Source organism: Cellulomonas sp. P24 (assembly GCF_024704385.1).
In the GTDB taxonomy this organism is placed as follows: Bacteria; Actinomycetota; Actinomycetes; order Actinomycetales; family Cellulomonadaceae; genus JAJDFX01.
Genome location: NZ_JAJDFX010000002.1, coordinates 4,086,243 through 4,111,385 on the forward strand (window position 1 = coordinate 4,086,243; position 25,143 = coordinate 4,111,385).

The 25,143-nt window shown below is 70.5% G+C and carries 18 protein-coding genes, 1 pseudogene and 1 riboswitch; of the genes and pseudogenes, 8 read left to right on the forward strand and 11 right to left on the reverse strand.

Features of this window, described 5'->3' with window-relative positions; all coding sequences use genetic code 11:
- Positions 1 to 835: 835 nt before the first annotated feature.
- Positions 836 to 1,999, reverse strand: coding sequence for an ArdC family protein (locus LJB74_RS20960; RefSeq protein WP_396125199.1), 1,164 nt, complete (start codon positions 1,997 to 1,999; stop codon positions 836 to 838).
- A gap of 79 nt (positions 2,000 to 2,078) precedes the next feature.
- Between LJB74_RS20960 and LJB74_RS19030 the strand changes: the two genes are divergently transcribed.
- From LJB74_RS19030 to LJB74_RS19055, 6 genes are all read left to right on the forward strand, one after another.
- The gene (locus tag LJB74_RS19030; RefSeq protein ID WP_259309997.1) at positions 2,079 to 3,161 is read left to right on the forward strand and encodes a tyrosine-type recombinase/integrase; all 1,083 of its coding nucleotides are present in this window, start codon (positions 2,079 to 2,081) and stop codon (positions 3,159 to 3,161) included.
- A 17-nt stretch (positions 3,162 to 3,178) separates the two neighbouring features.
- Entirely contained in the window at positions 3,179 to 3,526 is a 348-nt protein-coding gene (locus LJB74_RS19035) for a helix-turn-helix transcriptional regulator (protein ID WP_259309998.1), read from the forward strand.
- Positions 3,527 to 3,660: 134 nt separating this feature from the next.
- A complete protein-coding gene (locus LJB74_RS19040; protein WP_259309999.1) occupies positions 3,661 to 5,880 on the forward strand; it encodes a hypothetical protein in 2,220 nt (739 codons plus the stop codon).
- Between the two features lie 214 nt (positions 5,881 to 6,094).
- A riboswitch (M-box (ykoK) riboswitch) is annotated at positions 6,095 to 6,265 on the forward strand.
- Between the two features lie 259 nt (positions 6,266 to 6,524).
- On the forward strand, positions 6,525 to 8,168 hold the full coding sequence (locus LJB74_RS19045) for an NRAMP family divalent metal transporter (RefSeq protein ID WP_259310000.1): 1,644 nt from the start codon (positions 6,525 to 6,527) through the stop codon (positions 8,166 to 8,168).
- Positions 8,169 to 8,192: 24 nt separating this feature from the next.
- Complete coding sequence (locus LJB74_RS19050) at positions 8,193 to 9,506, forward strand: magnesium transporter MgtE N-terminal domain-containing protein (RefSeq protein WP_259310001.1); 1,314 nt, start codon at positions 8,193 to 8,195, stop codon at positions 9,504 to 9,506.
- Positions 9,507 to 10,066: 560 nt separating this feature from the next.
- Positions 10,067 to 10,213: a hypothetical protein gene (locus tag LJB74_RS19055; RefSeq protein ID WP_259310002.1), complete on the forward strand. Its 147-nt coding sequence runs from the start codon at positions 10,067 to 10,069 to the stop codon at positions 10,211 to 10,213.
- Positions 10,214 to 10,334: 121 nt separating this feature from the next.
- Here the strand turns inward: LJB74_RS19055 and LJB74_RS19060 are convergent, their stop codons facing one another.
- From LJB74_RS19060 to LJB74_RS19070, 3 genes are all read right to left on the reverse strand, one after another.
- The gene (locus tag LJB74_RS19060) at positions 10,335 to 10,520 is read right to left on the reverse strand and encodes a hypothetical protein (protein ID WP_259310003.1); all 186 of its coding nucleotides are present in this window, start codon (positions 10,518 to 10,520) and stop codon (positions 10,335 to 10,337) included.
- A gap of 407 nt (positions 10,521 to 10,927) precedes the next feature.
- On the reverse strand, positions 10,928 to 11,386 hold the full coding sequence (locus LJB74_RS19065; RefSeq protein WP_259310004.1) for a hypothetical protein: 459 nt from the start codon (positions 11,384 to 11,386) through the stop codon (positions 10,928 to 10,930).
- Positions 11,387 to 11,832: 446 nt separating this feature from the next.
- Positions 11,833 to 12,663 carry a phosphatase PAP2 family protein gene (locus LJB74_RS19070; RefSeq protein WP_259310005.1) on the reverse strand — a complete coding sequence of 277 codons (831 nt, stop codon included), beginning with the start codon at positions 12,661 to 12,663 and terminating at the stop codon, positions 11,833 to 11,835.
- A 67-nt stretch (positions 12,664 to 12,730) separates the two neighbouring features.
- Between LJB74_RS19070 and LJB74_RS19075 the strand changes: the two genes are divergently transcribed.
- Together LJB74_RS19075 and LJB74_RS19080 are read left to right on the forward strand one after the other, a co-directional pair.
- Positions 12,731 to 15,340, forward strand: a complete 2,610-nt coding sequence (locus LJB74_RS19075; protein ID WP_259310006.1) for a cation-translocating P-type ATPase — start codon at positions 12,731 to 12,733, stop codon at positions 15,338 to 15,340.
- A gap of 64 nt (positions 15,341 to 15,404) precedes the next feature.
- Entirely contained in the window at positions 15,405 to 15,989 is a 585-nt protein-coding gene (locus LJB74_RS19080) for a Chromate resistance protein ChrB (RefSeq protein ID WP_259310007.1), read from the forward strand.
- A 361-nt stretch (positions 15,990 to 16,350) separates the two neighbouring features.
- On the opposite strand, the pseudogene LJB74_RS19085 reads toward LJB74_RS19080, so the two are convergent.
- From LJB74_RS19085 to LJB74_RS19115, 7 genes and pseudogenes are all read right to left on the reverse strand, one after another.
- Positions 16,351 to 16,815, reverse strand: a pseudogene (locus LJB74_RS19085) (IS30 family transposase); the annotation flags it as partial.
- 175 nt (positions 16,816 to 16,990) lie between these two features.
- Positions 16,991 to 18,250, reverse strand: a complete 1,260-nt coding sequence (locus LJB74_RS19090; protein ID WP_259310008.1) for a transglycosylase SLT domain-containing protein — start codon at positions 18,248 to 18,250, stop codon at positions 16,991 to 16,993.
- Positions 18,250 to 20,103 (reverse strand): type IV secretory system conjugative DNA transfer family protein, encoded by a 1,854-nt coding sequence (locus tag LJB74_RS19095; protein WP_396125200.1) that lies wholly within the window; start codon positions 20,101 to 20,103, stop codon positions 18,250 to 18,252. The genes LJB74_RS19090 and LJB74_RS19095 overlap by 1 nt, the downstream gene beginning before the upstream one ends.
- Positions 20,100 to 21,212 (reverse strand): DnaB-like helicase N-terminal domain-containing protein, encoded by a 1,113-nt coding sequence (locus LJB74_RS19100; protein WP_259310010.1) that lies wholly within the window; start codon positions 21,210 to 21,212, stop codon positions 20,100 to 20,102. Before LJB74_RS19100 ends, LJB74_RS19095 begins: the two co-directional genes overlap by 4 nt.
- Complete coding sequence (locus tag LJB74_RS19105) at positions 21,212 to 22,561, reverse strand: ATP-binding protein (protein ID WP_259310011.1); 1,350 nt, start codon at positions 22,559 to 22,561, stop codon at positions 21,212 to 21,214. Before LJB74_RS19105 ends, LJB74_RS19100 begins: the two co-directional genes overlap by 1 nt.
- Entirely contained in the window at positions 22,558 to 23,988 is a 1,431-nt protein-coding gene (locus tag LJB74_RS19110) for a valine--tRNA ligase (protein ID WP_259310012.1), read from the reverse strand. Before LJB74_RS19110 ends, LJB74_RS19105 begins: the two co-directional genes overlap by 4 nt.
- Positions 23,985 to 25,142: a hypothetical protein gene (locus LJB74_RS19115; RefSeq protein WP_259310013.1), complete on the reverse strand. Its 1,158-nt coding sequence runs from the start codon at positions 25,140 to 25,142 to the stop codon at positions 23,985 to 23,987. The genes LJB74_RS19110 and LJB74_RS19115 overlap by 4 nt, the downstream gene beginning before the upstream one ends.
- Between the last annotated feature and the right edge of the window lies 1 nt (position 25,143).

Below are 25,143 nucleotides of genomic sequence, written 5' to 3' on the forward strand. Positions count from 1 at the left end.
GTCGCCATCTCGCGCGATGGGCGGCTGGGTATTGACGGCGAGGCCGGGCGTTCGCTCGCAGCCGTTCAGCTGTTTCGTAGACGGGCGGGGGTACATGGGGCGCTCATGGGGCCGAACGGCCATAGTCTTCTCAGTTGTGTTGGTCTTCCTCGCCGCGGGGATTGCGATCTATCGTCAGGTGAGCGAGAACAGCACGATCGCACGTTTCCCGCAAGGCGCGGTGATCGACCCGCAGAAAGCGGGCGATGTCCCAGAATGGGCATCGAGGCTCCCCGCGCCCACCGCTGTGCGGATCATAAGTCCCGGAAAGCGATCCGACCTGATAAGCATGCCATGGCGATTTGTTTCTATCGACAGTGGCGCAACGTCTCTGAATGTTCTGTACGTCGCCGGAGATGGAAGCTGCATTACACCGGTGGGATTTGAAGTCGAGGAGACCGCGTCGTACGTCGAGGTTTGGGCATGGAGTAGGTCAAATGGGGCACTCGCGTGCGGCGGCGGCGCGGTGCGTGCGGCGGGTATCGTGAATTTGCCGGAGCCAATTGGCACTCGAGCCCTGATTCATGCGCAAGTAGATCCAGCATGGAGAAGCCCCGGTTTTCTCGCAGACTAGTCTGGCGCACCCGAGATGACCTGCGGTGTTCGGCCTAAAGCGTGGCGAACACAGAATGATGAGGCTCGCCTGGCGGAACGACCGCGCCCTGACAGCACTGGGCAAGGCCCTCCGCGAACTGGAAGGAAGTGTCTCACCAACTCCGTGCGGCAGCGTCGCCGATAGTCGCTGTTATCGTCACAGCGCCGGGGATTCTTGGGGGAGACTTGTCGGGCGCCGCGCTTACGTCGCCCGGGCACGTACCGGCAGACGCACTCCGGCTGCGTCCATGAGATGAACCGCGTTCCGTAAGCCGTTGGGTTGCCCGGGAGGACGGGGTATGGCTGAGTGCTGATCGCCCCTGGCGGATTGGCCGCCCGGTCTTGCGGGGCGCCTCGGCGGCTGATTGAGATGCGCGGTTCGGTCGCTGTTGACAGATCTGTCGGCGGCGAGCCCTTCGGGCCACGAAGTTGATACCAGGGCGGATGAGCAGGAGATGCACCAGCGGCAAGGCCCGCGCGGGAGGGCGGGTGTCGATGTCGGAAGGGGGCACAGCTGAGTGTGCCTGATCAACGAGGCGGGCACGAAAGTGTGGTCGTCCAGGGTCGTCCAGGGTCGTCCAGGGTCGTCAGCGACGAGAGCGCCATTCTCGAACTGATCGGTGGGGTGCTCGCCCGCGCCCAACTTCGCCCGGCCGAGGCGCCCTGGTGCTGCTGGCCGGGTAGTAGACCCCGGCACGTACCGGAAACCCGTGCCCGCAAACTCGGCCACGCCTATCTGGACCTGGACATAGGCCACCGCGAGACAGCGCCTCTGGCCCTCGACCGGGTCGAAGGCAGGCGCCGGACTGGAACCGGCGAACCCGCCGGCCTGCCAATCCCGTTCTTCCGCAAGCCCCGTGCTCCTGAGACAATCGAGAGCACACTCGCCGATCCGATGGACGACAGACCTGGTCGGGCAATCTCGGGATAACGGGTCGAACACGTGGACAACCTTGAAGCCGCGCAATTCGCGCCGCGTGACGGACTCCTGGTCGCCGGTCGGTAACGGCTCGAGCCGTTGCGACTCGGTCGCCGGTGGAGGTGGAGTCTGACTGTCGGCGGTGTTGCCGGGTGCGGGGCGGTAGACGCAGGGGGCGAGGATGGCGATGCCGTGCTCGCCCTTCAGGACGCGCCGCCCGAGAGCATTCCAGGTGCGGATTCCTGCGACGCGGGTGGCGTCAGGTCGCTGGACGGCGATGAGCAGGACGTTCGAAGGTGACTGTGGCCAATCGCATCGACAGCGTGATTCACGGTCTTTGCACTGCGCTTCGGGCGTCGGTACCGGGGTGACAGCGGCGGACGGCGAAGGCCGCGATGTGGGCCGGACCGGGGCGTTGGAAGACGGGCGGCCCCCGCAATCCTGCATCTGATGAGTGATACGGTCATCGGACCACGACGGTCTGGGACGGAGTTGGATGCGAACTGATCGATCGGTTCGGGAGGTGGTGGCTGGCTCGGCGGCGTCGGTGATGGCCGCTGGCGTGTCGTTCCTCGCCCCGGAGGAGGCGGTCCTGGAGGCGATGTTGGCGGGTTGGGCCGCCCAGCAGACGTCGCGCCTCCTGGCGGCGACGACGATCGAGCAACGGTTGTTGTTGGTGCGTCGGCTGGTCTCGTTCACCAACGCCTACCCGTGGACATGGGCTCCGAGCGATGTCGAGGAGTGGACGACCGCGTTGGTCGGTCGGGGGTTGGCGCACTCGACGCTGCGCAACTATCAGATGTCGGTGCAGCTGTTCTGCGGGTACGTCACCGACCGCCGCTACGGCTGGGACGAGGTGTGCGAGCAGCGGTTCGGTACCCACCCGGTGCAGGTGTTCCACGAGTGGAACACCGCGGCGCACCGCGACCAGGGCGAGGCCCGGCCCGGGAACCGTCCACTCAGCCGCCAGGAGCTGCAGAGGTTCTTCGACTACTGCGACGAGCGGGTGGCCACGGTGGGCAGGTCCGGGCGCAAGGGCTGGCTGGCGGCGTTTCGTGACGCGGCCTTGTTCAAGACGGTGTACGCCTTCGGGCTGCGTCGCCGGGAGGTGGCGATGCTCGACCTGGCCGACCTGTCGGGCAACCCGCACGCCGAGCAGTTCGGCCGCTACGGCGCGGTCTCGGTGCGTTACGGCAAGGCGATGAAGGGCGGTACGCCGCGCCGGCGCACGGTACTGACCACGATGGGCTGGGCCGCCGGCACCCTCGCGGAGTGGGTCGAGGAGATCCGCCCGGGTTACGCCAGCGCGTCGACGACGTTGTGGCCGACCGAGCGGGGCGCGGCGATCTCGACTGATCACATCAACGCCCGGTTCGCCGCCTACCGCGACCAGTGCGGTCTGCCGCGCGACCTGGGACCGCACTGCCTGCGTCATTCGTACATCACGCACCTGATCGAGGACGGGTTCGACCACCTGTTCGTTCAGCAGCAGGTCGGCCACTCGTGGGGGTCGACCACCGCTGGGTACACGTCGGTCGGGTCGGACTACAAGAACCAGGCGCTGCGTCGGGCCCTGGGCCGGGCGTTCACCGATCCGGCTACGCCGTGACAGACAGGAGCATCGAGATGGCACCCGCCCGCAAGCTGGGATACGACTGGCACCTGAGACTGCGGATGGCCGAACGGGGCATGTTCGCCACCACCGACCTGGTGCCGCTGCTGGCCGAGCGTGGCGTGGTCCTGTCGGCCGCGCAGGTCTACCGCCTGGTCACCCAGACCCCCGAACGCCTGAGCCTGCGCACGCTGATGGCCCTGTGCGACATCCTGGCCTGCAGCCCCAACGATCTGATCGAACCGGTCGCGGCGGCCCGCCGGTCCCGGGCAACGGGCACTGGCGGAGGGGCAGTGCCCGCGCTCGGGGACGGTGGGCGGGGGCGGGTTCCGCGGCGAGCCGAGATCCACCGCGACCGGTGAGCGATCCGGCCTGTGCGGGGTGCGGTCGCCATGTCACGCTCAGGGGCGCCGGACCGCACGGGCGCATCTGCACCGCGTGCATGGCGCGCGCCCACCGGGGCCCGTGTGCCTCGTGCGGTCGGCATCGCAAGCTCGTGGGCCGCAACCCCGACGGCGCGCCGTGGTGCGACGCCTGCTACCGCACGGCGGACGCGGCCCGGCGGGCCGCCGGACGCCGCGCCCATATCCAGGCCGCCGTCGCGGCGGCCGAACCGGCGTTGGGCGAAGCCGCCGTCCTGCGGGCCATCGACCAGATGGCCGAAGGACGGCGGTTGGGTCAGCTCGTCGACCACCTGCGCGCTCATCCCGACGTCCTGGTCATCGGGCCGACCAGTCGGCCGCCGGTCCTGGACCGGTTCGTCGAAGCCCTGGTCGCGGCCGGTGCGAAGACGATCACGACGATCCACCCGACCTGTCTGGACTGCGGACGGACCCGTCCCGCACGCCAGCAGCTCCCCGGCGGGGCGGCGCTCTGCTCCGCCTGCTCCGCCCGACGGACCAGTACGCGGGTGTGTGCCGGGTGCGGTCGCCCCCGGCGCCCGTACGCGCGTGACGAAGCCGGTCACCCACGCTGCCACGCCTGCACGCAGCGGGCCCACACCGACGTGCAGCGCCACGAGCAGGTCGAGCGGCTCACGTCGGTGCTGTCCGCGCAGGTGGCGCTGGATCCCGCGCAGATCATCGACGTCGTGACGAGTCTCGCGCCCCGCCGGCACGACCTGCAGGTCCTGGCCGAACTACTCGGCGACCACCGCCTGACCGACTCCGGGGCCCCGTTCGTCGTGGCGCGGCTCGTCATCGCGCTGCGCGCCGCGGGGGCTGACCTGCCCTGCCCGCCGTGTCAGTCCTGCCGGGCTCCCGCCGGGACCGGCGCCAGCCTGTACGGGTCCCGGGTGCGATGCCGGGCCTGCGTTCGTCACTGCCCCGGATGCGCCAGGCCCGCCCGTGGGGAGGATGAACGCGTGTGCGGGCGGTGCCGCCGGGACGCTCATCGGCTGCGCGCGACCTGCACGACCTGCCAGGAACCCGACCGGCTCCTCGACGACAGGGGGTTGTGCCGGTGGTGTCGGGAGCGCGCGGCGCGCCGCTGCGCGCACTGCCACCACAACCGCACCCTGACCACGGTCGATGGCGAGCGACTGTGTGGCCCGTGCTCGCTGCGACGGACCGTCGACGGGTTGCTGGCCGACGATCCGCCCGGAGCCCTGCACGCCCTGCGGGCGCCGATCCTGGCCGCCGAGCCCATGACCACCCGCCGCTGGCTGCGCCGACCAGCGATCACCGCGCTGCTCACCTCGCTCGACTCGGGCCGCCTGGCGCTGACCCACACCACCCTGGACGCCCAACCCGCCAGCAGAGCGGTCGAGCATCTGCGCGACCTGCTCCTCGCCGCCGGTGCGCTGGGCTCCGACCCGGACCGGCTCATCGACCGGTTCGCGCACGACAGCAACCAGATGCTGGTGGAACTGGACGTCCACGATGCCCGGATCGTGCGCGCCTGGATGCGCTGGCAGGTCCTGCCGCGCCTGCGTCGCCATCATGAGGGGACCGCGGACATCAGCGCAGCAGTCACCAACGCGCGTCGCACCCTGCGCTCGGTCATCGCGTTCTTGAGCACCATCGAAGCCGCTCAGGCCACGCTGACCAGCGCAAGGCAGAGCGACATCGACCACTGGTTCGCCAGTCCCCGCGCCCGAGCCCACCAGGTGCGGCCGTTCCTGGCTTGGGCCCGGCGCACCCGAGTGCTCCCACCGTCGACGATGCTGCCGCCATCGGCCAGTGGGCGAAACGATCTGCACACCGACCCCGACCGGCGGTGGAACATCGCCCGCCGTCTGGTCCAGGACGACACCCTCGACACCGTCGACCGCGTCGCCGGCGCCCTCGTCGTCCTCTACGCCCAACCCCTCGTCCGCATCTGCGCTCTGACCACCGACGACGTCGCCGCCGACGGGGACGTCGTGACAGTTCGTCTCGGCGGCGACCTGCTCGAGCTCCCCGAACCCTTCGCGGCCCTGATCCAAGGACTACCTTCACCTCGACGCAAAGGCGTCGCCGAGCAGCTCCCCGGGGGTTGGCTGTTCCCGGGTCAGCGGGCCGGTCGCCACCTCGCTGCCGCGAGCCTGGGACGCCGGCTGCGTACCATCGGCATCGAACCGCGCCGGACCCGGCTGGCCGCCCTCGACCAGCTCAGCGCCGAGATCCCACCGGCCATGCTCGCCGGGGTCCTGGGCCTGAAAGCCTCCCAGGTGGTCCGGCACACCACACGCGCCGGCGGCGACTGGGCGCAGTACGCTGCCGACCGGGCAACCTGAACCGTCACGGGTGAGCGGGGGTGGTCACGAGTTCCATATGCGGAGCCATGCGGTGTGGATGCGCGCCGCAGGGCCGATGCCAGCCTGCCAGCCAACCCCAGGCCGGCCAGGAACCATTAGAGAAGACTGATCAGGGGTCGACGCCAGAGGGTCAGGATTCAGCCGACGTTGAGAGTGGTCGCCGGTGCGAAACTCGGGTAACCTGTGCGCGCAAGGTGCCAGTCGTTAGCTGAGGCTCCTTCGCGGAAACAAGCCAGCGACCCCGAACGTCCAGAGACGCCCCGGGTCAGGACAGGCTACCCCGACCTAAGGGGTAGTCCCGATTGGCTCCCGCTATGGCGGGTTGACGCCGCGAAGTGCCAAAGGTCTTACGAGGACGAGGAACCCCTGACCGTTCGGTCGGACCTCGCGCGTGCGCCCCGCGAAGCGAGGGGAGCGCGTCGATGAACGAAGGCCATAGTCCGCGTCTCCTGCTCAGTCCAGCCGCCCTCTAGGCGTGCCGGGCCTGTTGCCCCTGGGTTGTCGCTGCGACACTCGGCCATGTCGAGTTCGCAGGGACTTTCTGGCGCACGAACGCAGGAGAACCGCCAGCCCGCTTCACTTCCGTAGACCAATCCGCACACCAGCGCGGAGGGCAGGTTGAGATGACCAGCGACACGAGCCCCACACCAGCACAGCGGGAGACCGCGGTTCTTGACTCCGCGCACGTCGGCGACATCGAAGGCGCATTTGGAACGATCCGTCTAGGTGACGACGCTCCGCGTCCGCGGCTCTCGATGAAGCTGCGCACGCTGCTCGCGATCGTCGGCCCCGGGCTGATCGTCATGGTCGGTGACAACGACGCCGGAGCCTTCGGCACTTACACCGAAGCCGGTCAGAACTACGGGACGCGCCTGCTGTGGACCCTGCTCCTGCTGGTGCCGGTGCTCTACGTAAACCAGGAGATGGTGCTGCGCCTGGGCGCGGTCACCGGGGTTGGCCATGCGCGGTTGATCCTGGAGCGGTTCGGCAAGTTCTGGGGCGCGTTCAGCGTGATCGACCTGTTCATCCTCAACGCGCTCACGATCGTCACCGAGTTCATCGGCATCAGCCTGGGTCTGCGCTATCTGGGGATCGCCCAGGTCCCGGGGGTGATCATGGCTGCTGTCGTGGTCATCGCGGCGGTGAGCACCGGGTCGTTCAAGCGGTTCGAGCGCGTGAGCATGGTCCTGGTCGCCGGATCGCTGCTGCTGGTACCGATCTTCTTCATGGTGCACCCGGGCATGGGTCAGATCGCTCACGACGTCCTGATCCCCGGCATGCCACCGGGGGCCGAACTGTCGACCGTGATGCTGCTGATCATCGGGATCGTCGGCACCACGGTTGCCCCGTGGCAGCTGTTCTTCCAGCAGTCCTACGTCATCGACAAGCGGATCACACCTCGGTTCATGAGCTATGAGAAGGTCGATCTGTGGATCGGGATCGTCATGGTGATTGTCGGCGCCGGGGCGATCATGACGTTCACCTACACGACGTTCGCGGGACATCCCGAGTTCGGCGCCTTCACCGACGCGCTGGGGGTCGCGAAGGGACTGGGCACCTACGTGAGCCCCGTGGCCGGTGTCCTGTTCGCGATCGCGCTGATCGATGCGTCGATCATCGGGGCGGCTGCGGTCGGGCTCTCGACGTCGTACGCCCTTGGTGACGTGCTCGGGCTCAAGCACTCGCTGCACCGCAAGCCACGTGAGGCCAAGGGCTTCTACGCGGTTTTTGCTGGGTTGCTTGTGGTCGCCGCCACGGTCGTGCTGATCCCGGGCAGCCCGCTCGGCCTGCTCACCGTGGGTGTCCAGACCCTTGCTGGGGTGCTGCTTCCGTCTGCGACGGTGTTCCTGCTGCTTCTGTGCAACGACAAGCAGGTCCTCGGACCGTGGGTCAACGGCCGGTGGCTGAACCTGTTCACCGGGCTAGTCATCGCCGTGCTCGTGATGATGTCCATCGTGCTCACTGCGAGCGTCCTGTACCCGAACATCACGGCGGTGACGATTCTGTGGATACTAGGAGGTGGCAGCGCAATCGCCATCGCGGTCGGAGTCGGTCTCGCGGTTCACAGGCGTCGCCATCCGGCTGCGACGGTGGCACCGGTCGACAAGAGCCTTCGGGCCAGCTGGCGGATGCCCCCACTGAACCTCCTTGCGTTGCCGGAGCTCTCAGCAAGCAGGCGCGCGGGACTTTCCGTGCTGCGCACGTATCTGTTCATCGCGATGGCGCTCGTGGTCGTGAGGGTTGTGCAGCTCGCGCTCGGTCGCTGAGTGATCTCCCCCTACTCTCAACTCATGCGCGGCCCGCGCTCGCTACGTTCCGGAAAGGGTCTGGTCGTGAACAACATCGTCGTCGAGGACGCTGAGCTTCCCGTCGTCTACCTGTCGTCTTTGCTCAGGCACCCGGTGGTCGACATGAAGGGCAAGCCGCTCGGCAAGCTTGCCGATGCGATTGTCAGACTCAGAGCCGGTGAGTACCCCCAGGTCAGCGCGCTGGTCGTGCAGGTCTCTTCGGGCGTCGTCTACGTTCCGATTGCTGACGTCTCGGCGATGAGCGGGGAGAGGATCGAGCTCTCCACAGCGCGGTTGGACGTGCGTCCGTTCGAGCGCCGGGCCGGTGAGGTCCTGTTGCGAGCGGACGTGCTCGGCCACCGGTTGATCGACGTTGAGCACGCGGCTCTCGTGAGGGCCAACGACATTTTGCTGACCCGGGTCCAGGATCAGTGGGTCGTCACGGGTCTCGACGTACGCGGGAGGGCCTGGTGGGGCGGGGCGAAGAGCAACGGAAGTCACCACTCGCGTGACTGGCGCTCGTTCGAAGCCTTGATCGGGCATGAGCCTTCGGTGCTCGTACGATCCACGTTCGGTCAGCTGCAGCGCCTCAAAGCCGCCCAGATCGCCGACCTGATCGAGACGGCCTCGGTGAAGGAGCAGGACGAGCTCCTGACTCAGGTCCATGAGGACCCCGAGCTTGAGGCCGACGTCTTCGAGGAGCTCGACGAGGACCGGCTCACGCAGCTCTTGCGGACTCGCAGCGCAGCGGACGTTGCATCCGTCCTTGACCGCATGCGTGCCGATGACGCGGCCGATGCCGTCACGGACCTGCCCCAGGACCGCCGTCAAGCAGTCCTGGACCTGCTGAACGAGCCCCAACGCGTCAAGGTCATGAGTCTCCTCGGCTACCACGACGCCACGGCAGGTGGGCTGATGGGGGTGGAGTTCATTCGGATCTCCGAGAATGGGACCGTTGATGACGCGATCTCCCTCGTGCGCGCGGCGACCGGGCATCAGCCCGAGGCCCTGACCAGCATCTTCAGTGTGGATGACGAAGATCGACTGGTCGGCGCGATCAGCCTGGTTCGGGCGCTCCAGGTCCCCCCGAGCTCTCTGCTTCGCGATGTCGCGGAGTCCGACCCCGTGCACGCCGCGCCCCAGGATGACATCGTCGACGTGACGACCCGGATGGCCGACTTCAACCTCCTGGTGCTGCCCGTGGTTGACGACCGCGGACGCATCATCGGTGTCGTCACCGTCGACGACGCGCTCGAAGCGGCCCTGCCCCAAGACTGGCGCCGCAGGGAACCACAGTCACACGTGTCATCGACCTGAACCCGGACGACCGATCAGCAAGCAGCCCGACCCAATCGGTGAGTTCGCGCAACTTGTGGTGCATTCTGAAGGCACGTGGCAGTTTCACTGAGGGGGTGCGCATGTCTTCCACGTCGAAGCGTGTTGGGTCGCGACCGGCAACCGTCGCGGCCGGGGTGGTGGCGTTCGCTGACGTTGTGTTCACCGCGACCAGATCGGGGTCACTTGGCGGGTCGATGGCATGGGTGCCGCTCGTCGTGGCAGCCGGATGTTCGCTGACGCTGGCGTGGCAGGCGCATCTTGTTCGCGCGGCACAGCACCTGGGTCTCGTCGACCCCCAGGGGTCCGCAGCGCCACGAGACGCCGCCGACCAGTAGTCGAGGAGTTGTCAAGCAGCGGCGCAGGTAACATGTCATCAACACCAGCGGCAGACCCCACAGCGCCCCGCACACACCCGACGACGACCGTGCGCGCTCGGCGACCAGCCCCCCGCCCGTGCCACATGAAGGACCGAACGGTGAGGGCACCGATCGTGGGACGATATGGCACCGTAACCGGCGGCAGGCACTGCGCGTCAACGGGTGGTGGTGGTCAGGGACCTCACCGGGATCACTCTGGCCCTGGCCGCCTACAACCCCCTTGTCCCACCGGTCCTGGACCACCATGACCACCTCATCGCCGTGTTGACCATCGACGATGTCCCGGAAGCCGCCGTCGCGCCCGAGTGACGACGCAGGCGCGGCTAGCCCGACCCGACACATCACTCCGCCGTGAACGCCGCAGGCGGGTCGGGCCCCTTGCGTGGACGGTTGCGCTACCTCGCCCCGCGGTCGTGAACCCGCCATCTCACTACTTGACGGCCACCGCCGCCTGTCGCGCGTCGACCTCCAGCGCGAGCACGTAGCTCGCCATGGCAGCGTGGTAGATCGCGACGCTGAGGAGTTCGGCCCGGTCCGCCGGTTCGGGCGAGTCGATCGCTCGCCCGTACGCGGCCTCGGCTTGGACGAAATGGTCCTGATGTGTCGACTTGCCCATGACTGCATCATTCTCTGTTCGCATGCGCGGTCAACGAAACCCCGCTGGATGGTGCAGCGTGTTTCGCGTCGTGCACTGCGCTGGCGCGGGCTCTGCCGCGTGGCGGACGATGTCGTCGCTCGTCTCCGGATCGGTCCATCTTGGTGTGATCGCGGACGGGTCCGGTCGGGTGAGCTGGGGCTATGGCGGCCTCGGACCGGTAGCGGCGCTCGAAGGCCTGCGATTGGTGCGGGCCTCGAGCAGGACGCACAGCACGATGGCGGCCCCGTCAGGTACTGGAAGGGTGTCCGCCAGACCCAGATCGTCGCCCGCGCCGTCGTCGCCCACGGGCCCGAGACCGTCCACGCGGGCGACGCGGTCAAGTTCTGCGGCCGCTGGTGGGTGGTCGTGTCAACGCCGGGCCAGGGTCAGTTTTCACCGCGGCATCGACACACCAGGACGCGGTCGGCCACGGCGACCTCGTCGACCGAGATCTCGACCACACCCCCGTCCACGAGACGCCGCGCGGTGCGGGGCGCGCGCTCGAGGAGCAGGCTCAGCTCTCGCCGCGCGCGGACTGCCGCCCGATCCTCGAGCAGCTGACCCGTGGCGAGCATCACCGTGATCACTGCACCCGCGAACGGCTCGCCCACCCACAAGGCACCGGCGAGCGCGAGCAGGGCGATCACGTCGACGCTGAGCCGACCACCCCGGATCGCGATCGCCGTCCACGCCACCGAGAACACCAGCCCCAGCACTGTCCCGGCAACCCAGAGCGCCTCACCCCACTCGCCCGGTCCCACCAGCCAGAAGACCCCGCCGACGAGCAGCAGCCCGGTGGAAACGACAAACAGCAACAGCTCGACTCGTTCTCGTACCCACGTCATGAAGCCACCCTGACGACACCCCCCCGCCATGTGTCTACGCGCACGTCAGGGTGTGGCACGCCTCATCCTCCTTCGCTGCTGGGGATGGGCGGCGCGCGGCAGCGAGCCCAAGGCGCAACCTGACTGCCCATCGATCAGGACCGCGATCAGCGCGAGAGGCAGCGTGACGTTCTGCAACGTGGTGCGCCGAGCCTGTCTGGCGGCGATGCGATCCCGGCTCGAGCCGGTCGCCGAGGCATCGATGTGCCGCCGGAACGCGCACGAGCCGCGGATGGCCGACTTGCGGCTGAATCGAGACCGGATTCGCCGAGCAGCTCATCGGCACGGGGCGTCGAACGTCCGGATCTTTAGTGCCGGGTCGCGTGGTCCGGATCGGTCTGAGTCAGATATCGACCTGCTTGGTCAACCTCGACTTTTCGCCCGCGCCGGCGCGCTGCCGGGACCGACTACGGAGCGGGCACCAGCCAGCGGATGGCCGGCAGTGCGATTACCACACCGATCATCCAGCCGGCCACAGCATCGGAAAGCCAGTGGTAGCCGAGTACGACGGTGCACACCCCGACCACCGCGCTGCCGGCGCTCGCCGCACCGAACATCGCCCGCCCCCGCCGGCTGAGCACCTGGGCTGGCCCGGCTCCCAGCGCAACGCCCAGCAGCAGACACACCGTCGCAGTCGCTGCATGCCCGGACGGGAACGACATCCCACCGTCCAGGACCTCGTTGGCCCCCGAATGGGGCGCCGTTCGCCCCACCAGAACCTTCACGAGCCAAAGCGAGACGCTCATCGTCATGATTGCTGCGCCTGTCACGGCGGCCGGGCGCAGGTTGCGCGCCTGGATGCTGCGATAGACCGCCAGCAGCACGACCACGCTGCCGGCCAACCAGAACTGGCCGCCCATCACCAAGATCCGCGCCACCCCGTGCCCGATCTCGGTGTGGTCCAGCCAGGTGAACCACGGCAGGGTGCGGGCGTCGAATCGAAGGGTGGCACCGGTCATGACCACCACGGTCAGCACCACGGTTGCGGTCGTGACCAGCTTCCAGGCAACGGTGAGCACGCGCCTGCCCGGGCGCATGGCGGCCACCGCGCGCAGCAGCGCCCGCCGTCTGGCCGGGGCCGACCTGGCAGAGCGGCGGGGGCGAGGCGAAGCTGTCGGGTCCTTGATGAACTGCGCTAGCCGCAGTTCGGCGACGACTGCCGCGAACACCAGCGCCATAATCCCGCAGAAGGACAGCAGCAGGACCTCGCCGATGTCGTCGAATTCGGTCAGGTCCACTCCGCCAGCGTAGATCCCCGCTTGTCACAGCCGTAACAACACGGTGAGATGTTACGGTTGTTTCATCATGCGTACCGGCACTGGGGAACACGGCATCCGCGAACCGCGGACCTCCGCCATCGAAAGGGACCGCGCTGCGTGGCATGCGCTGCCACCAGGTGATGTCGCCACGATGCTCGGAGTCGACGACCAGGGTCTGAGCAGTGCCCGCGCCGAGCAGGTGGCCTTGGAGCACGGTCTCAACCTGGCCGCCCCACCCCGACGCGAGTCGTGGCTGAGGGCGCTCGTCGAGTCGTTCATCGAGCCGCTTCAGCTGTTGCTCGTCGCGGTCGCAGTGCTCAGCTTTGTCTTCGGCGAAGCGGTCGACGGGCTGGCCATCCTCGGCGTCATCGTGCTCAGCGCTGCCGTCGAGACCGCGTCCGAACTGCGAGCCGCCCGGTCCATCGAGGCCCTTCACGACCTGACCGCCCCGAGCGCGCACGTGCGCCGCGACGGGCGGCCCATCACCGTTCCGGCCACGCAGGTGGTCCCCGGGGACGTGCTGTTGCTGGAGCCTGGCGACATCGCTCCCGCCGACGCTCGCATTCTGGACGCCCACTCGCTGAGCGCCGCGGAGGCTTCGCTGACTGGCGAACCGGTCCCGGTGCACAAGAGCGTCCACCCCGTGCCCGCGGGTACACCGCTGGCCGAACGCTCCAGTGTTGTGCACGCCGGCAGTGTCATCACCTCCGGCACCGGCACCGCCGTGGTGTTCGCGACTGGGCAGAACAGCGAGCTCGGGCAGATCGCCGCGCTGGCCGCAGCCCAGCGCGAACCGGCCACTCCGCTGCAGATCGGAATGGGACAGTTGGCACGCATTGTCTTGGTCGCCGCCGTCGTGGTGTCGGTCGGTGTGCCCGCCCTCGGGCTGCTGCTGGGGCAACCGGTCAAGGAGATGCTACTGACTGGGCTGTCGATGGCGTTCGCGACAGTCCCAGAGGAACTGCCCATCTTGGTGACCGTCCTGCTCGCCGTCGGCGGCCGGGGACTGGCCCAACGCGGCGCACTGCTGCGCTGGCTTTCCGTGGGTGAGGCCATGGGCTCAGTGACCAGCCTGCTGACCGACAAGACCGGCACCCTGACCCGCAACGAGCTGAGCGTGGCCCGTATCGACGGCGGCATCGCCCCCGTCCTAGCGGTCGCCCTGGCCGCCCAGGGCACCAGCCACACCCGCGGCGCGCGGAGCCGCGAACCGCTGGAACAGGCCGTCGCCGCCAAGGCCGCCGAGCTCGGCATGGGCAGCGCCCTGGCCGGACCCGGCACCCGAGTGGTGGCGAGTTGGCCGTTCGATCAACACACCCGCCTGCGAGCCACCGCTTGGGCGGACATCGACGGGAACACCCAGGTTGCGGTCGCGGGGGCCCCCGAAGCTGTCCTGGCCGCGTGCGCCGCCGCCGACCAGGCGGCATGGCGGGAGCGGGTGGAGTCCGCGCTGCGGTCCGGTGAGCGCACCCTGGCGTATGCCACCGCCGCCTACGAGCCCGAAAGCCGGACCATCCCACGCGAGGTCGGGACCGATGGTGCGCCGATACCTGCGACCGGGCTGCAGCTGGTTGGCCTGGTCACGTTCGTCGACCCGGTCCGCGAGGGGGTGCCGGCGGCGGTGGCCGAACTTCACCGGGCCGGGATCGCCACGCTGGTGGTGACCGGAGACCACCCGGCCGCCGGCCGCGCCGCCGCCGCCGCCGCCGGGCTGCCCGAGGGGCACACCCTCACAGGTGGCGACGCCCTGGCAGCACGCAGCGACGACGACCTCGCCCCGGACCTGGTGCACGGGACCGTCATCGGTCGCTGCACCCCGGCCGACAAGCTGAGGCTGGTGCGGCTACTGCAGAGCCGCGGCGAGGTCGTGGCGGTCACCGGTGACGGTGTCAACGACGCGCCGGCGCTGTCCGCGGCCGACGTCGGCATCGCGATGGGGCGGCGCGGCACGCAGATGGCGCGGCAGGTGGCCGGCCTCGTGCTCACTGACGACGCGTATCCCACCGTCGCCGCGGCCGTGGAGACGGGGCGCAGCATCTTCTCCCAGCTCCGTCGCGCCGTGTCGTTCTACTTGGGCGCCAAGCTTGCACTGGTCGCGGCCATGGTCACCGCCATTGTTGCCGGGTTGCCGATCCCGTACGCGCCCGTGCAGATCGTGGTGCTTGAGCTGTTCATGGACATCGGCGCATCTATGGCGTTCGTGTCCGAGCCCGCGGCACCCGCCGCGATGCGGCGGCCGCCGCGGCCCCGGACCGCGTCCCTGGTCGACGGCGCGTTCGCCACGGCGACCATCTTGGTGGGCGCCGTGCTGGGCGCAGCAGCGACCGCCGCGTACCTGCTCGTGCACTCCGGTGGTGCCAGCACCGGGCAGGCACGGTGCGCCGCGCTGGTGGTGTGGCTGGCCGGGCACGTCGCTGTGGCCTGGTCGCTGCGGGCCCGCCCGGGGTTGTCGTGGCGCGCCAACCCCTACTTCCCGCTGTGGGCCGGCTCAGCCGTCGCCCTGGCAGCCGCCGCCGCCCTGACCCCCGCCGCCGTCCTGGTCAGGGTTGAACCGCTGGTCGGGGTGCAGGTCGTCATCGTCGGCGCGTGTGCGGCCGCATGCGCGCTGGTCGCGTGGCTCGCTCGACCCCTGCTTCGCATCGGCACGGCGCTCTAGCACGTGCCCGCTGTGTATGGTCACGCCATGGCCCCCCGCACGACCCCACTGGCTCCTGGTTGCCTTGTCCACCGCCGGCGCCCCCGCGTCGACCCGAGTGACCGCGTGGCGGCGACTTCGCTCGCTCGGAGCCCTGTACCTGCAGCAGTCCGTGTGCGTGCTCCCCGCGAGCACGCAGGCCCGCGCGGCGGTCGAGGCGCTGGCCGCCCGGGTCCGCGGCGAGGGCGGGTCGGTGCGCATCGTCGAGATCACGGTCACCGACCCGGCCGAGCACGATGCCCTGGTCGCCGAGCTGCAGGACGCGCGCAACACCGAGTACGGCGAGGTTCTCGAGCGGTTCGGTGCCTTCTTTGCCGAGCTCGAGCACGAGACCGCGCGTGGCCGCACCACCTATGAGGAGCTCGAGGAGAGCGAGGCCGACCTGGACCGGTTTCGCACCTGGCTCGCCAAGATCGAGGCTCGCGACTACTTTGCAGCAGCCCGTGGGGAAGCTGTTCGCGCGGAACTCGCCCAGGCAGAGCGCGCCCTGGCCAACTTCGCCGCCCTGACGATGGACGCCGAGGACGTCGGGGCCAGGCCACCGGCCTCCGAACCGCGCCAAACCAGCCGGCCAGACCTCGAACCAACACACGGCGCGGGCCGTGACTGACCCGGCGCCAAGCCGCCCACAACTGGAGCATGTCCGTCGGCCGCGGGCGGCACCGTCGCGGCTCGACCGCCGCCGGAAGAGTGATGGCGCTCCAGGCCACCTGCTCCACCCGCCCAAGACCGGTGTGGACCTGGCCAACGCGGTCAGGACCCGGGCGACGACCGCGACGAGCCGGCGCACATGCCGCAACCGGTGGGCCCGCAGATGCGCCCCGAAGTCGTGGGCGCCGGCGTCCCGCGCAGCAACCGATCCATGCCCTGTGGCTGAGCACGGCCGGGTCCTTGAAACTGTCCGCCCCGCGACCATCGCGGCGATCCCGCCCAGCGCATGCCCGCCCGCTGACCCGCGCACAGACGCTCAGGTCGGTGCCCTTGGGGAAGTACTGGCGCAGCAGTCCGTTGCTGTTCTCGTTGGTGCCGCGCTGCCACGGGGAGTGGGCGTCGCAGAAGCAGATCGGGGCACCCAGGTCGGCGGTGATGGTGCGGTGGCGGGCCATCTCGGTTCCCTGGTCCCAGGTGATCGAGCGCACGAGGTGGTTGGGCAGGTCGTTCATCCTCGCCAGGTCGGCCGCGTGCAGGGTGTCGGCGTCTCTGGCCGGCAGGTGCAGCAGTCGGATCGTGCGGGTCTGTCGTTCCACGAGGGTGCCGATCACCGAGCCCTGTGCCCGGCCCACGATCAGGTCACCTTCCCAGTGGCCACCCTCGGAGCGGTCGTCGGGGGCGAATGGGCGCTGGTGGATGGAGAGCATCGGCTGCTCGAACCGTGGTTGGGCCGGTGATGACCCGCACCCACGCAGCCGCGAACCTCGCGCCCGGTCAGTTGGCATCCACGGAATTCGAATACCCCAACTCCGCCACTTGAGTAGTCCGGGAACCGGGCGGCGACCTGCAGCATCCGCATCCACGCGTCGGAGGATGCGAGGTCCTCGACGGCCGTGACGAGCTTGTCGTGCAGGGCGGCGAGCCGCTCCTCCGGTGTGGGCCAGTCTGCACGCCGGCTGGTCATGGTCGTTCACCGCCCGCTCGCGGTGGGTTGGGCTGGGTGGCGCCGGGGGCCTGGAGGGCGCCGCGGCAGATGGGGTCGGACCAGCCGAGGTACCCGGCGCCGTGGACGAAGCCGGCGTTGATCTGGGCCAGGGAGATCAGGTAGACCCCGCCGTGGTTGCCGGTGGCGGAGTCGAAGACCTCGTTGGAGGTGACCAGGGTCTTAGCCGGGTCACAGCCCGGGTCGGCCTGCACCACGATCGAGGCGTGTCCGAAGGGGCGCCCGGTGGCCCAGAACACGAACGACCCCAGCGGTGGGCAGGTGTCGCCGGGGTGGGCGTGGCCGGTCAGGAGCATGGCGTCCCAGTGCGCCGCGGCGGAGGTGTACCCGGAGTTGGTGTACCCGTAGGCGCGGCACGCGAGCTTGTCGCACAACCCCGCCCACCCGGAGGTGGCCCCGACGTAGGACATCGCCGTCTGCACCGCGGCGGCCCTGTCGGCGGGTGTGCCGGGTGGGACGACGACGTCCCCGCTGGTCCCGAGGCCCGGCAGGCAGCCGGTCGCCGCGGCCGATGGCGATGGACCCGCGTCGGTTGCTGGGCTGGCGGTGGGCCCGGTGGTCGCGACCGGGCCCAGGGGTTCGCGTTGGGCGCCGGCCTGGTCGGGGATCGACCACGCGGCCACGCGCTGATCGACGGTGGTGATGAACCGGGCTGTGACGTCGGGGATGGCCGGGTAGGTACGGAGCCGGGATTCCCCGGCGTTGTGGGCGATGATCAGCGCGTCCAGGACCGGTAGCCGGGAGGACGCCCAGTCCGGGTGGGTGGCGCGGATCGCCCTGACGGCGTTCAGCCGGTTGCACAGGTATTGTCCGGCGACGCGGGCGTGGATGTCGGGGTCTTTGACGTCCCAGGTGCCGTCGTTGTTCAGGTCCGCCGACCACGGGTGAGCGTAGGTGGCGGCCCAGATGCTGGCGTTGAGCTGGAACAGCCCCCAGGTGCCGCCGTTGGCGTCGTTGGCATGCGCGTCGGGCCGAAACCCGGACTCTTGGGCCATGACGGCGGCGATCCACGTCTCGGGCAGGTCCGGGCACGCGGCCTTCGTCTCACCCACCCATGCCCGTGCGGCCGCGGGCACGGGTGCGGCCTGGGACAGGGCCCCGCCGGCGGAGGATTCGATGCACGCCACTGCGGGGCCGCCCACGTTCAAGGCCGCCAGGACCGCGATGACCGGCGCGGCCAGGAACCCGAGCCCGCTCGCGGCCAGGAGTGCTCTCATCATCGGAGCCCACCGCCGGTCGCCATGTCGTTTGGCGTGGCCACCCTGGCGGCGGCTGCGGTGGCCGCCTCGACGGCCAAGCGCCCATTGATCAGGTCTTGGGCGTCGGGCCGGTCGGGCCAGCGGCGCAGGTCGATGACCACGGGTCGGGTCTGGCGCAGCAGCAGGACCGCGGTGCCGAACGGAAGGGTCCGCAGTACCGAGGGCGGCATGACCGGGACCATGCGCATCGAGGTGGACGTGGACCTCTCGCCGCCGCGTCCGCGGTTGCGGGTTTCGGTGAGCTCGTCGATCTCCCCGAGCAGACGGGCGACGTCGTCCAGGTCCCGGTACTTCGCCAAGCCCCCCAGGATGATCTTGACGGTGGCGGCGTCCCAGATGGCGTCGGCGGCGTGGTCACCCCACCGGTTGCGGGCCTGGGCCAGAGACTGCAACACCGCCAACGTGGTGATCCCGGTGCCCCCGCCCTCGGCCATCAGCTGCGGCAGGGACGGCAGCGGGGTGAGGTTGGCGATCTCGTCCAACGCCAACAGCAACGGTGGGTCCAACCGGGCGCCCGGGGACCGGGCTGCCAGGCCCCGGGCGGTTTCGGTGATGTCTTCGACGAACGCGGCCACCAGCGGCGCGCACGACCCGGACGTCACGGCCGCGGCAAGCAGGTACAGGGTCCCGGACTCACGCAAGAACCGTGCCGGGTCGAACGTGTCGCGTGGTCCGGGGTCCACCGAGTCCAGGACGTCGGGGTCGGCCAGGGCGGCCAGGGACTGGCGGACCCCGAGCCACACGGAGTCCCGGGTCCGCGGGTCGGCGTGGACCGCGGCCTCCAACGCGTCCGCCCACCCGGACGCGGCACGCGAGTCCCGGTTGAGGATGGTCACGGCGTCTTCGGCGAGCACCGGGTTCAACGACCACCGGTACAGGTCCACCGCGCGGCGCCCGTCCAGGGCGGCGGCGTGCAGCAGGCACCGCAGGGCGGTCTCGGTCTGCCCGGCCCAGAAGTCCGAGTCCGACACGGTGCGCCCGAACCCGACCCCCGCGGCCAGGCCCCTTGCCCGGACCAGGGCGGTGCGCGGGGTCTCACACCCGCGCACCGGGGACCAGCGCAGCCCGCCGGGCAGCCCGGCCAGGCGTTGGGGGTCGAAGATCGCCACCGGGCCGTGATCCTCCCGGGCGGACATCGTCACCGCGAGGGTGTCGGGGCGGGTGGAGGTGGCCACGACGGGGCCGGGGGCGTCCAGGACCCACGGGATCACCACGTGCAGGCCCTTGCCCATCCGGGGCGGGCCGACCAGCAGCGCGGAGTCCTCCACCGAGCACCACAGCTCGCGGCCACCGGCCCGCCCGAGCAAGAACCCGACATCACCCGCCGTAGCGCCACCACCGGCTGAGGGCCGCACGACGTCGGCGCGGCGCAGCAGCGCCTTGCACCCGGCCGCCTTCTGCGCCTCGGCCGGGGTCGCTAGGCCTGGTAGGGCCCGCAGCCGGTTGCTGGTGGTTGTCCCATCCCCGGTGAGGGTGGACCGAAGGTGGACCGCGAGGGCGACGACACCGACCACCGCGGCGATCACTACCCCGGTGGCGGCCCAGTAGACGATCGGTCCCGGGAGATGGCTGGGCGCGGGCCACTCCGCCGCGGGGTCGGAGACCGCGCCGAGTGCCCGCAGCGCGGACAACGGCCCGCCGTCGGGGGCGCCCCGGCCGGTGACCAAGCATGCCAGTGCGGCACCGCACCACAGCACGACCCCGAAACCGAGCACGGCGCCACCGGCGATCAGTGCCCAGTCCGTTAGCTCGGGCGACGACGACCCAGGGCCCGCACCGTGCCGAGTGGGGCGGTGGGCCGGGGGTTTCATCGGGCCACCCGCCGTGGTGCGGCCTCCAGTGACCGGACCACCGCCAGGTCCGGGGCTGCGGGTTCGCCGAGGTGTTCGGGCAGCGCGCAGGCGATCTGGCGCAGGGCTCCGGTGATCAGCCGGCCGGCGTCGACGAGGTCCGGTGGGAGCAGCCCGGGATTGCGTGCACCGGCCAGGAGCTGGTGGGAGCCGGTCTCGGCCAGGCGTCGCAGCTGATCGGCCGCGACGACGGTGGCGGCGTGGTGGGGGACGGCGAAGCGCCCTGCGTCGACAACTTCGCGCAGGTCCGCCAGTGTCGGGCACTGTTGTTCGTGGTGGCTCAGTCGCATGGTGGCCCAGGTGACGGTGACCAGGTCGACCGGTTGGCCGAGCTCGGCGAGTTCGACGGTGGCCGCGTAGACGGTGCGCCAGATCGGTGTCGTGATGCGGGTGGGGGCCAGCCAGGCGGCGACGGCGGTGATCTCGTCAGGGTGGGCGATCAAGGCCCCGACCAGGGTCGCCTCGTGGGCCTGTTCGGCGACCTGGTCGCGGCCGGGGTGCACGCTCAGCAGCTTGTCGGCGCTCAGTCGCAGCCCGGGGTTTCGCAGCGCGGCCCGCAGCGGGACCGGCGCGTCTGCGGCCACGGGCGCCGGAATGCCGGTGGCCTGGGCCCACCGGTTGGCGACGGCGTCAAGGCCCGCGTCGACCAGGGCGCACGTGGCCGCCATCGGCACGGACTCACCGGACAGTGCGGACTGCAGGGCCCCGGCGCGCAGCAGCACCCCTTGGCCCGCGACCTCACGGCGCAGCGCGGCGTCGAGCACCATGCGCCCGTAGACCGCGGGCTCGGGGTGAGGTGGGGTGGATTCGAGCAGGTCGTGGATCTGCACGATGGCGGCCTGGCGTGCCCCGAGACGCTCGAGCAGGTGGGTGGCGATGGTTTGGGGGTCGACCGGTTGCCCGGCGATGTGCTGCTCGCGGATGAGGTTGTAGACCTGGGCGTGCCAGGGGTCGGTGAAGTCCGCCGGTCGCAGCCACCCCTGAACCCGGTCGATCTGGTGCGGGGCCAGGAGCAGGGCGCCGACGGTCGCTTGCTCGGCCAGGTGGATGCCACTGTCGGAGTCGATCATCACGCCACCTCCGTGGGGCGCGCCGGGGTGTCGCGCATGGCGGCGTCGGTGTCGAAGACGGCGAGCTCGGACGGGTGAAGGCGGTGGTGCGCGATGTGGGTGCGGCCGGGCATCTTCCACAGGCCGGTCCCGCGGGGCAGGGCGGGCAGCAGGTCCTGTTCGGGGCGGGTCAGCCCCAGGGCGGTGCCGGTGGCGGCGACCTGGTCGGCTTCCTGGCGGTAGATCACCCGGGTGGAGCAGTCGGCGAGCAGCCCTTCGGCCAGGGAGCGCGCTTCGGACCCGGCGCCGCCGACAGCACCGAGATCGCTCAGGCGGTGCAGGACGAGCAGGTTCGCGATGCCGTAGGCGCGCGAGAGCTTCCACTGGGCCTGCATGCGCCGGATTAGGGGGACGGATCGCAGCAACCGCCAGGCCTCGTCGTAGATGACCCACCGCCTGCCCCCACCGGCCGCCAGTGTGCCTTCGAGCCACCCGGACGCGCATGTCATCGCCAACGCGAGGGCGTCGTCGTTGGACCCGAGCCGGGACAGGTCCAGCACCACCATCGGGGCATTCGCGTCCAAGGCCTGGGTGGAGGGGCCGTCGAACAGGCCCGCGAGGTCGCCGCGGATCAGGCGCCGCAGCCCGTGGGCCAGGTCGCGCCCGTCGGTGACCCGTTCGGCGACGCTTGCCCCGTCTGCCCGGGCGGCCGCCCGGTCGGGTGCGGTCAGGGCGTCCACGACGTCGGGGATCGTCGGGACCGGACGGTGGCCGGCTTCGGTGAGGGCGGCGTCCAGGGCGCCGTGCTCGACGGCGTCCAGGTCTCGTCGCAGCGTGGTCTGCGCCAGCGCGGCCAGCAGTCGCAGACGTTGCCCGTGAGCGATGGCGGGTTCGGTGTGCCCGGTGTCCAGCGGGTTGAGCCGGGTCGCCAGGCCCGGGCCGAGGCGCACGACGACCCCGCCGACCGCGTCGGCGACCGGCGCCCATTCGCCCTTGGGGTCGCCGGGCACGTACACGCGCCGCCCGACCGCGATCGATCGCACCGCCAGTGACTTGGCCAGGGCGGACTTGCCCTGCCCGATCACCCCGGCGAGCACCATGTTGGGGTTGGTCAGCTCCCCGGCGCCGTACATCGCCCACGGGTCGAAGCAGAACGGGCCGCCGGTCAACGCATCGGTACCAACGAGTACCCCGGTTGTGGGCGGGGGCGCGACCAGGAACGGGTAGACGCCGGCCAAGGTGGCCGACGACGCCCGGTGCGCGGGCAGTCGCAGCGGCAGGCACGAAGTGAACCCGCCGGGGGAGCGGCGGTAGGCCGCCCCTCGCAGCGTCGTCGACCGCACCGCACGCGGCGCCCGAACGAGGTTCACAGGACACCCCTGGCAAGCGCCAGGGTCGCGGCGACGTGGGCCAGGCCCTGTTGACCGACCAGGCGCCGGATCTCGCACATAGACTGCGCCGCGGCGGACTCGGTCGCCGCACACGCCCCGTCCAGCTCCTCGAGCGTCGCCGCGGTGACGGTGATCAGCCCGGTGAAGCGCAGGTCCCCGTGCCCGGCGATGAGCTCCTGCTCTCGGCGGGCCAGGTCGGCGACCTGCGCCCTGATCAACTCGTCCTCAACGCGCCCGACCCGGGCCCGCTGCGCCGCGTCGGCCGCGTGCTCGACCTTCGCCCGACGGATCTCCCGCAACGCCTTGGCCGTCGGCAGCGGCTCGGCGATCAACGTCACGGTGCGAAGTCCGGTCGGAGCCAGCAGCAGCGGTTGCAGGAACGAGGGGTGGACCTCGTTGCGCGGCCACTGGGTCACCCAGTACGTCGCGTGCACCGCGCTGTCGGTCCGCAGGTACGACCAGTGCTCCTGGACACCCATCGGGCCCAGCAGCCGCTTGGTCGCCACCTCACCCGGGTCACCTGCGCGGGCCGCGCCAACAGGGTCATACGCAGGGCGCAGCGTCGCACCGAGGCGATCGAGGCTGACCCAGTGGTCCACGGTCAGCTCGGCGCCGCGCAGAGCATCGGTCAGGGCCACCAGCTCCTGCTCGAAGCGTTCGCCGCCGCGTGCCGTCAACCGTCGCCGGTGGCCTCGCGGGTCTCGCAGGGCGATCGCGACGAATGCGTCCTGGCGGCGGGCCGTGTAGTAGGCCTCGTCGATCAGGTCCGCGAGCAGGCCCGCCGCCCACGACGTTTCCGCCCGGGCGTTCTCTCGCCACCAGCGGCGTGCGCCAGCCGCCCCGTCCGGCACCGTGCGCAACACCAGCTGGACGCGCACCACCATGGGCTGCTGACACAAGGACGCCAGGACGCGTCCCCAGGCGGCGACCTTGTGCTCCTGGGCCGAAGCATCATCGAGCACGAACCCCTCGCCGCGCACGCCGGCGATCGCGGTGAGCGTCCCGGCGCGGCGATCGTGGATCAGTGCCGCCGCCAGGTTCGGCGTCTCGGTCACACGCAGGCTCCCCGGCACGCCCGGGATCTGCAGGTCCCGCGCCTGCGCGCCCACCCGGGTCACCAGCGTCGTCTTGCCCAGCAGACGGCGAGCGTGCCAGTGGGCGATCAGCGGCACCCACTCGACGACCGGGCGCCCGCGAACACTGGCCGTTCCCGCAATGGCGAGCGGCAGCCAGACGACAGCGCCCGCGACCAGGCCACTCAAACCGGCCGAGTACACCCCGCCGACAGCAATCACCATGGCGATCGTCAACAGCGCCAGCTGTGCGGCGCCCAAGCCCAGCAGGATCCCGCGGTGTTCCAGTCGCCCGAACCGGGTGGTCGTTGTCTGCACGCTCGGGGTGGTCATGACCGGCCACCTGCACCCGGTCGCGGTGCGGTCACACGCGCCGGAGCCGGGCGCAGCGCCGGTGCACCGGGACCGGAACCAGTGGCCCTGGTGCCTGCCGCAGCTGCGGTCTTGCCCGCAGCGGCGGCTGCGCCGGCCCCGCTCAGGATCGTGGAGGTGACGGCCTGCTGGGCGGCGTAGCGGGTCTGGGTCCCGGCCCCGCGCGCCCCGCGCAGGATCGGGTTGGCGGCCACCGCGGAGTTCATCACGGTGGCGGCTTCCATCCCGGACCAGTGCACGAAACGCCACGTCAACCACGGGGCGAACACCGCGATGGTCAACAGCAGCAACCCGACCAGGGCGTTGGACAAGGTTTCGGTGATCCCCGGAGTGGAACCTCCCGAGGGCTGGGCGGTGACGGGTCCGGTCCCGGTGAACGCGGAGGCGCCCACGACGAACACCACCACGATGACGACCTTGCAGAACACCAACGCGGCCACGATCTCCAGCCACCGCCGGGTCCACACGCGGGTCTGGTCCCACGCCGACCCGGCGAACGCGACCGGTGCGAACACCGCGATCAGCACCAGGGCGGCCTTGCGGAACAGCAGCACCCCCCACAGCAGCAAGAACCCCGCCGTCAGGGCCAGACCGATCAGGATCTGCAACGCCGGGGACAGCCCGGACAACAGGGCGGCGAACGCGAAGAACTCCCCGGCCGCCACGACGACCGGGACCCCGGCGGCCGCGGCGATGTAGGCGCAGACCTCGTCCACCGCGGTCAACGCCAGCTGGGTCAGGGCCAGAGCCACCCCCGCACCCAGCAGGGCCTTGGCGACCCCGACCACCGCGCGCACCAGGCCGCCCGGCTCGCGGCGCAGCACCGAGCCGATCACCTGCACCACGAACAACCCGACCAGCACCGGCAGGGTGATCGCGGCAATCACCGCGACGTTCGCCCGAAACCACGACGCCGTCAGGTCGATCGACGTCGTGGAGTCCAGGGCGCCCACGGCCATCTGCCCAACCTGGGCGGCGGCCCTGATGAACGCCGCACCGAGGCCGCCCAGCACGTAGTCCGAGGCCGTGGCCGACGCGGACCCGGCGGCGTTGCTCGTCAGGTCACAGACGAACGAAACCGGCCCCGGGCACGCTGCGAGCACGAGGGTGCCCATG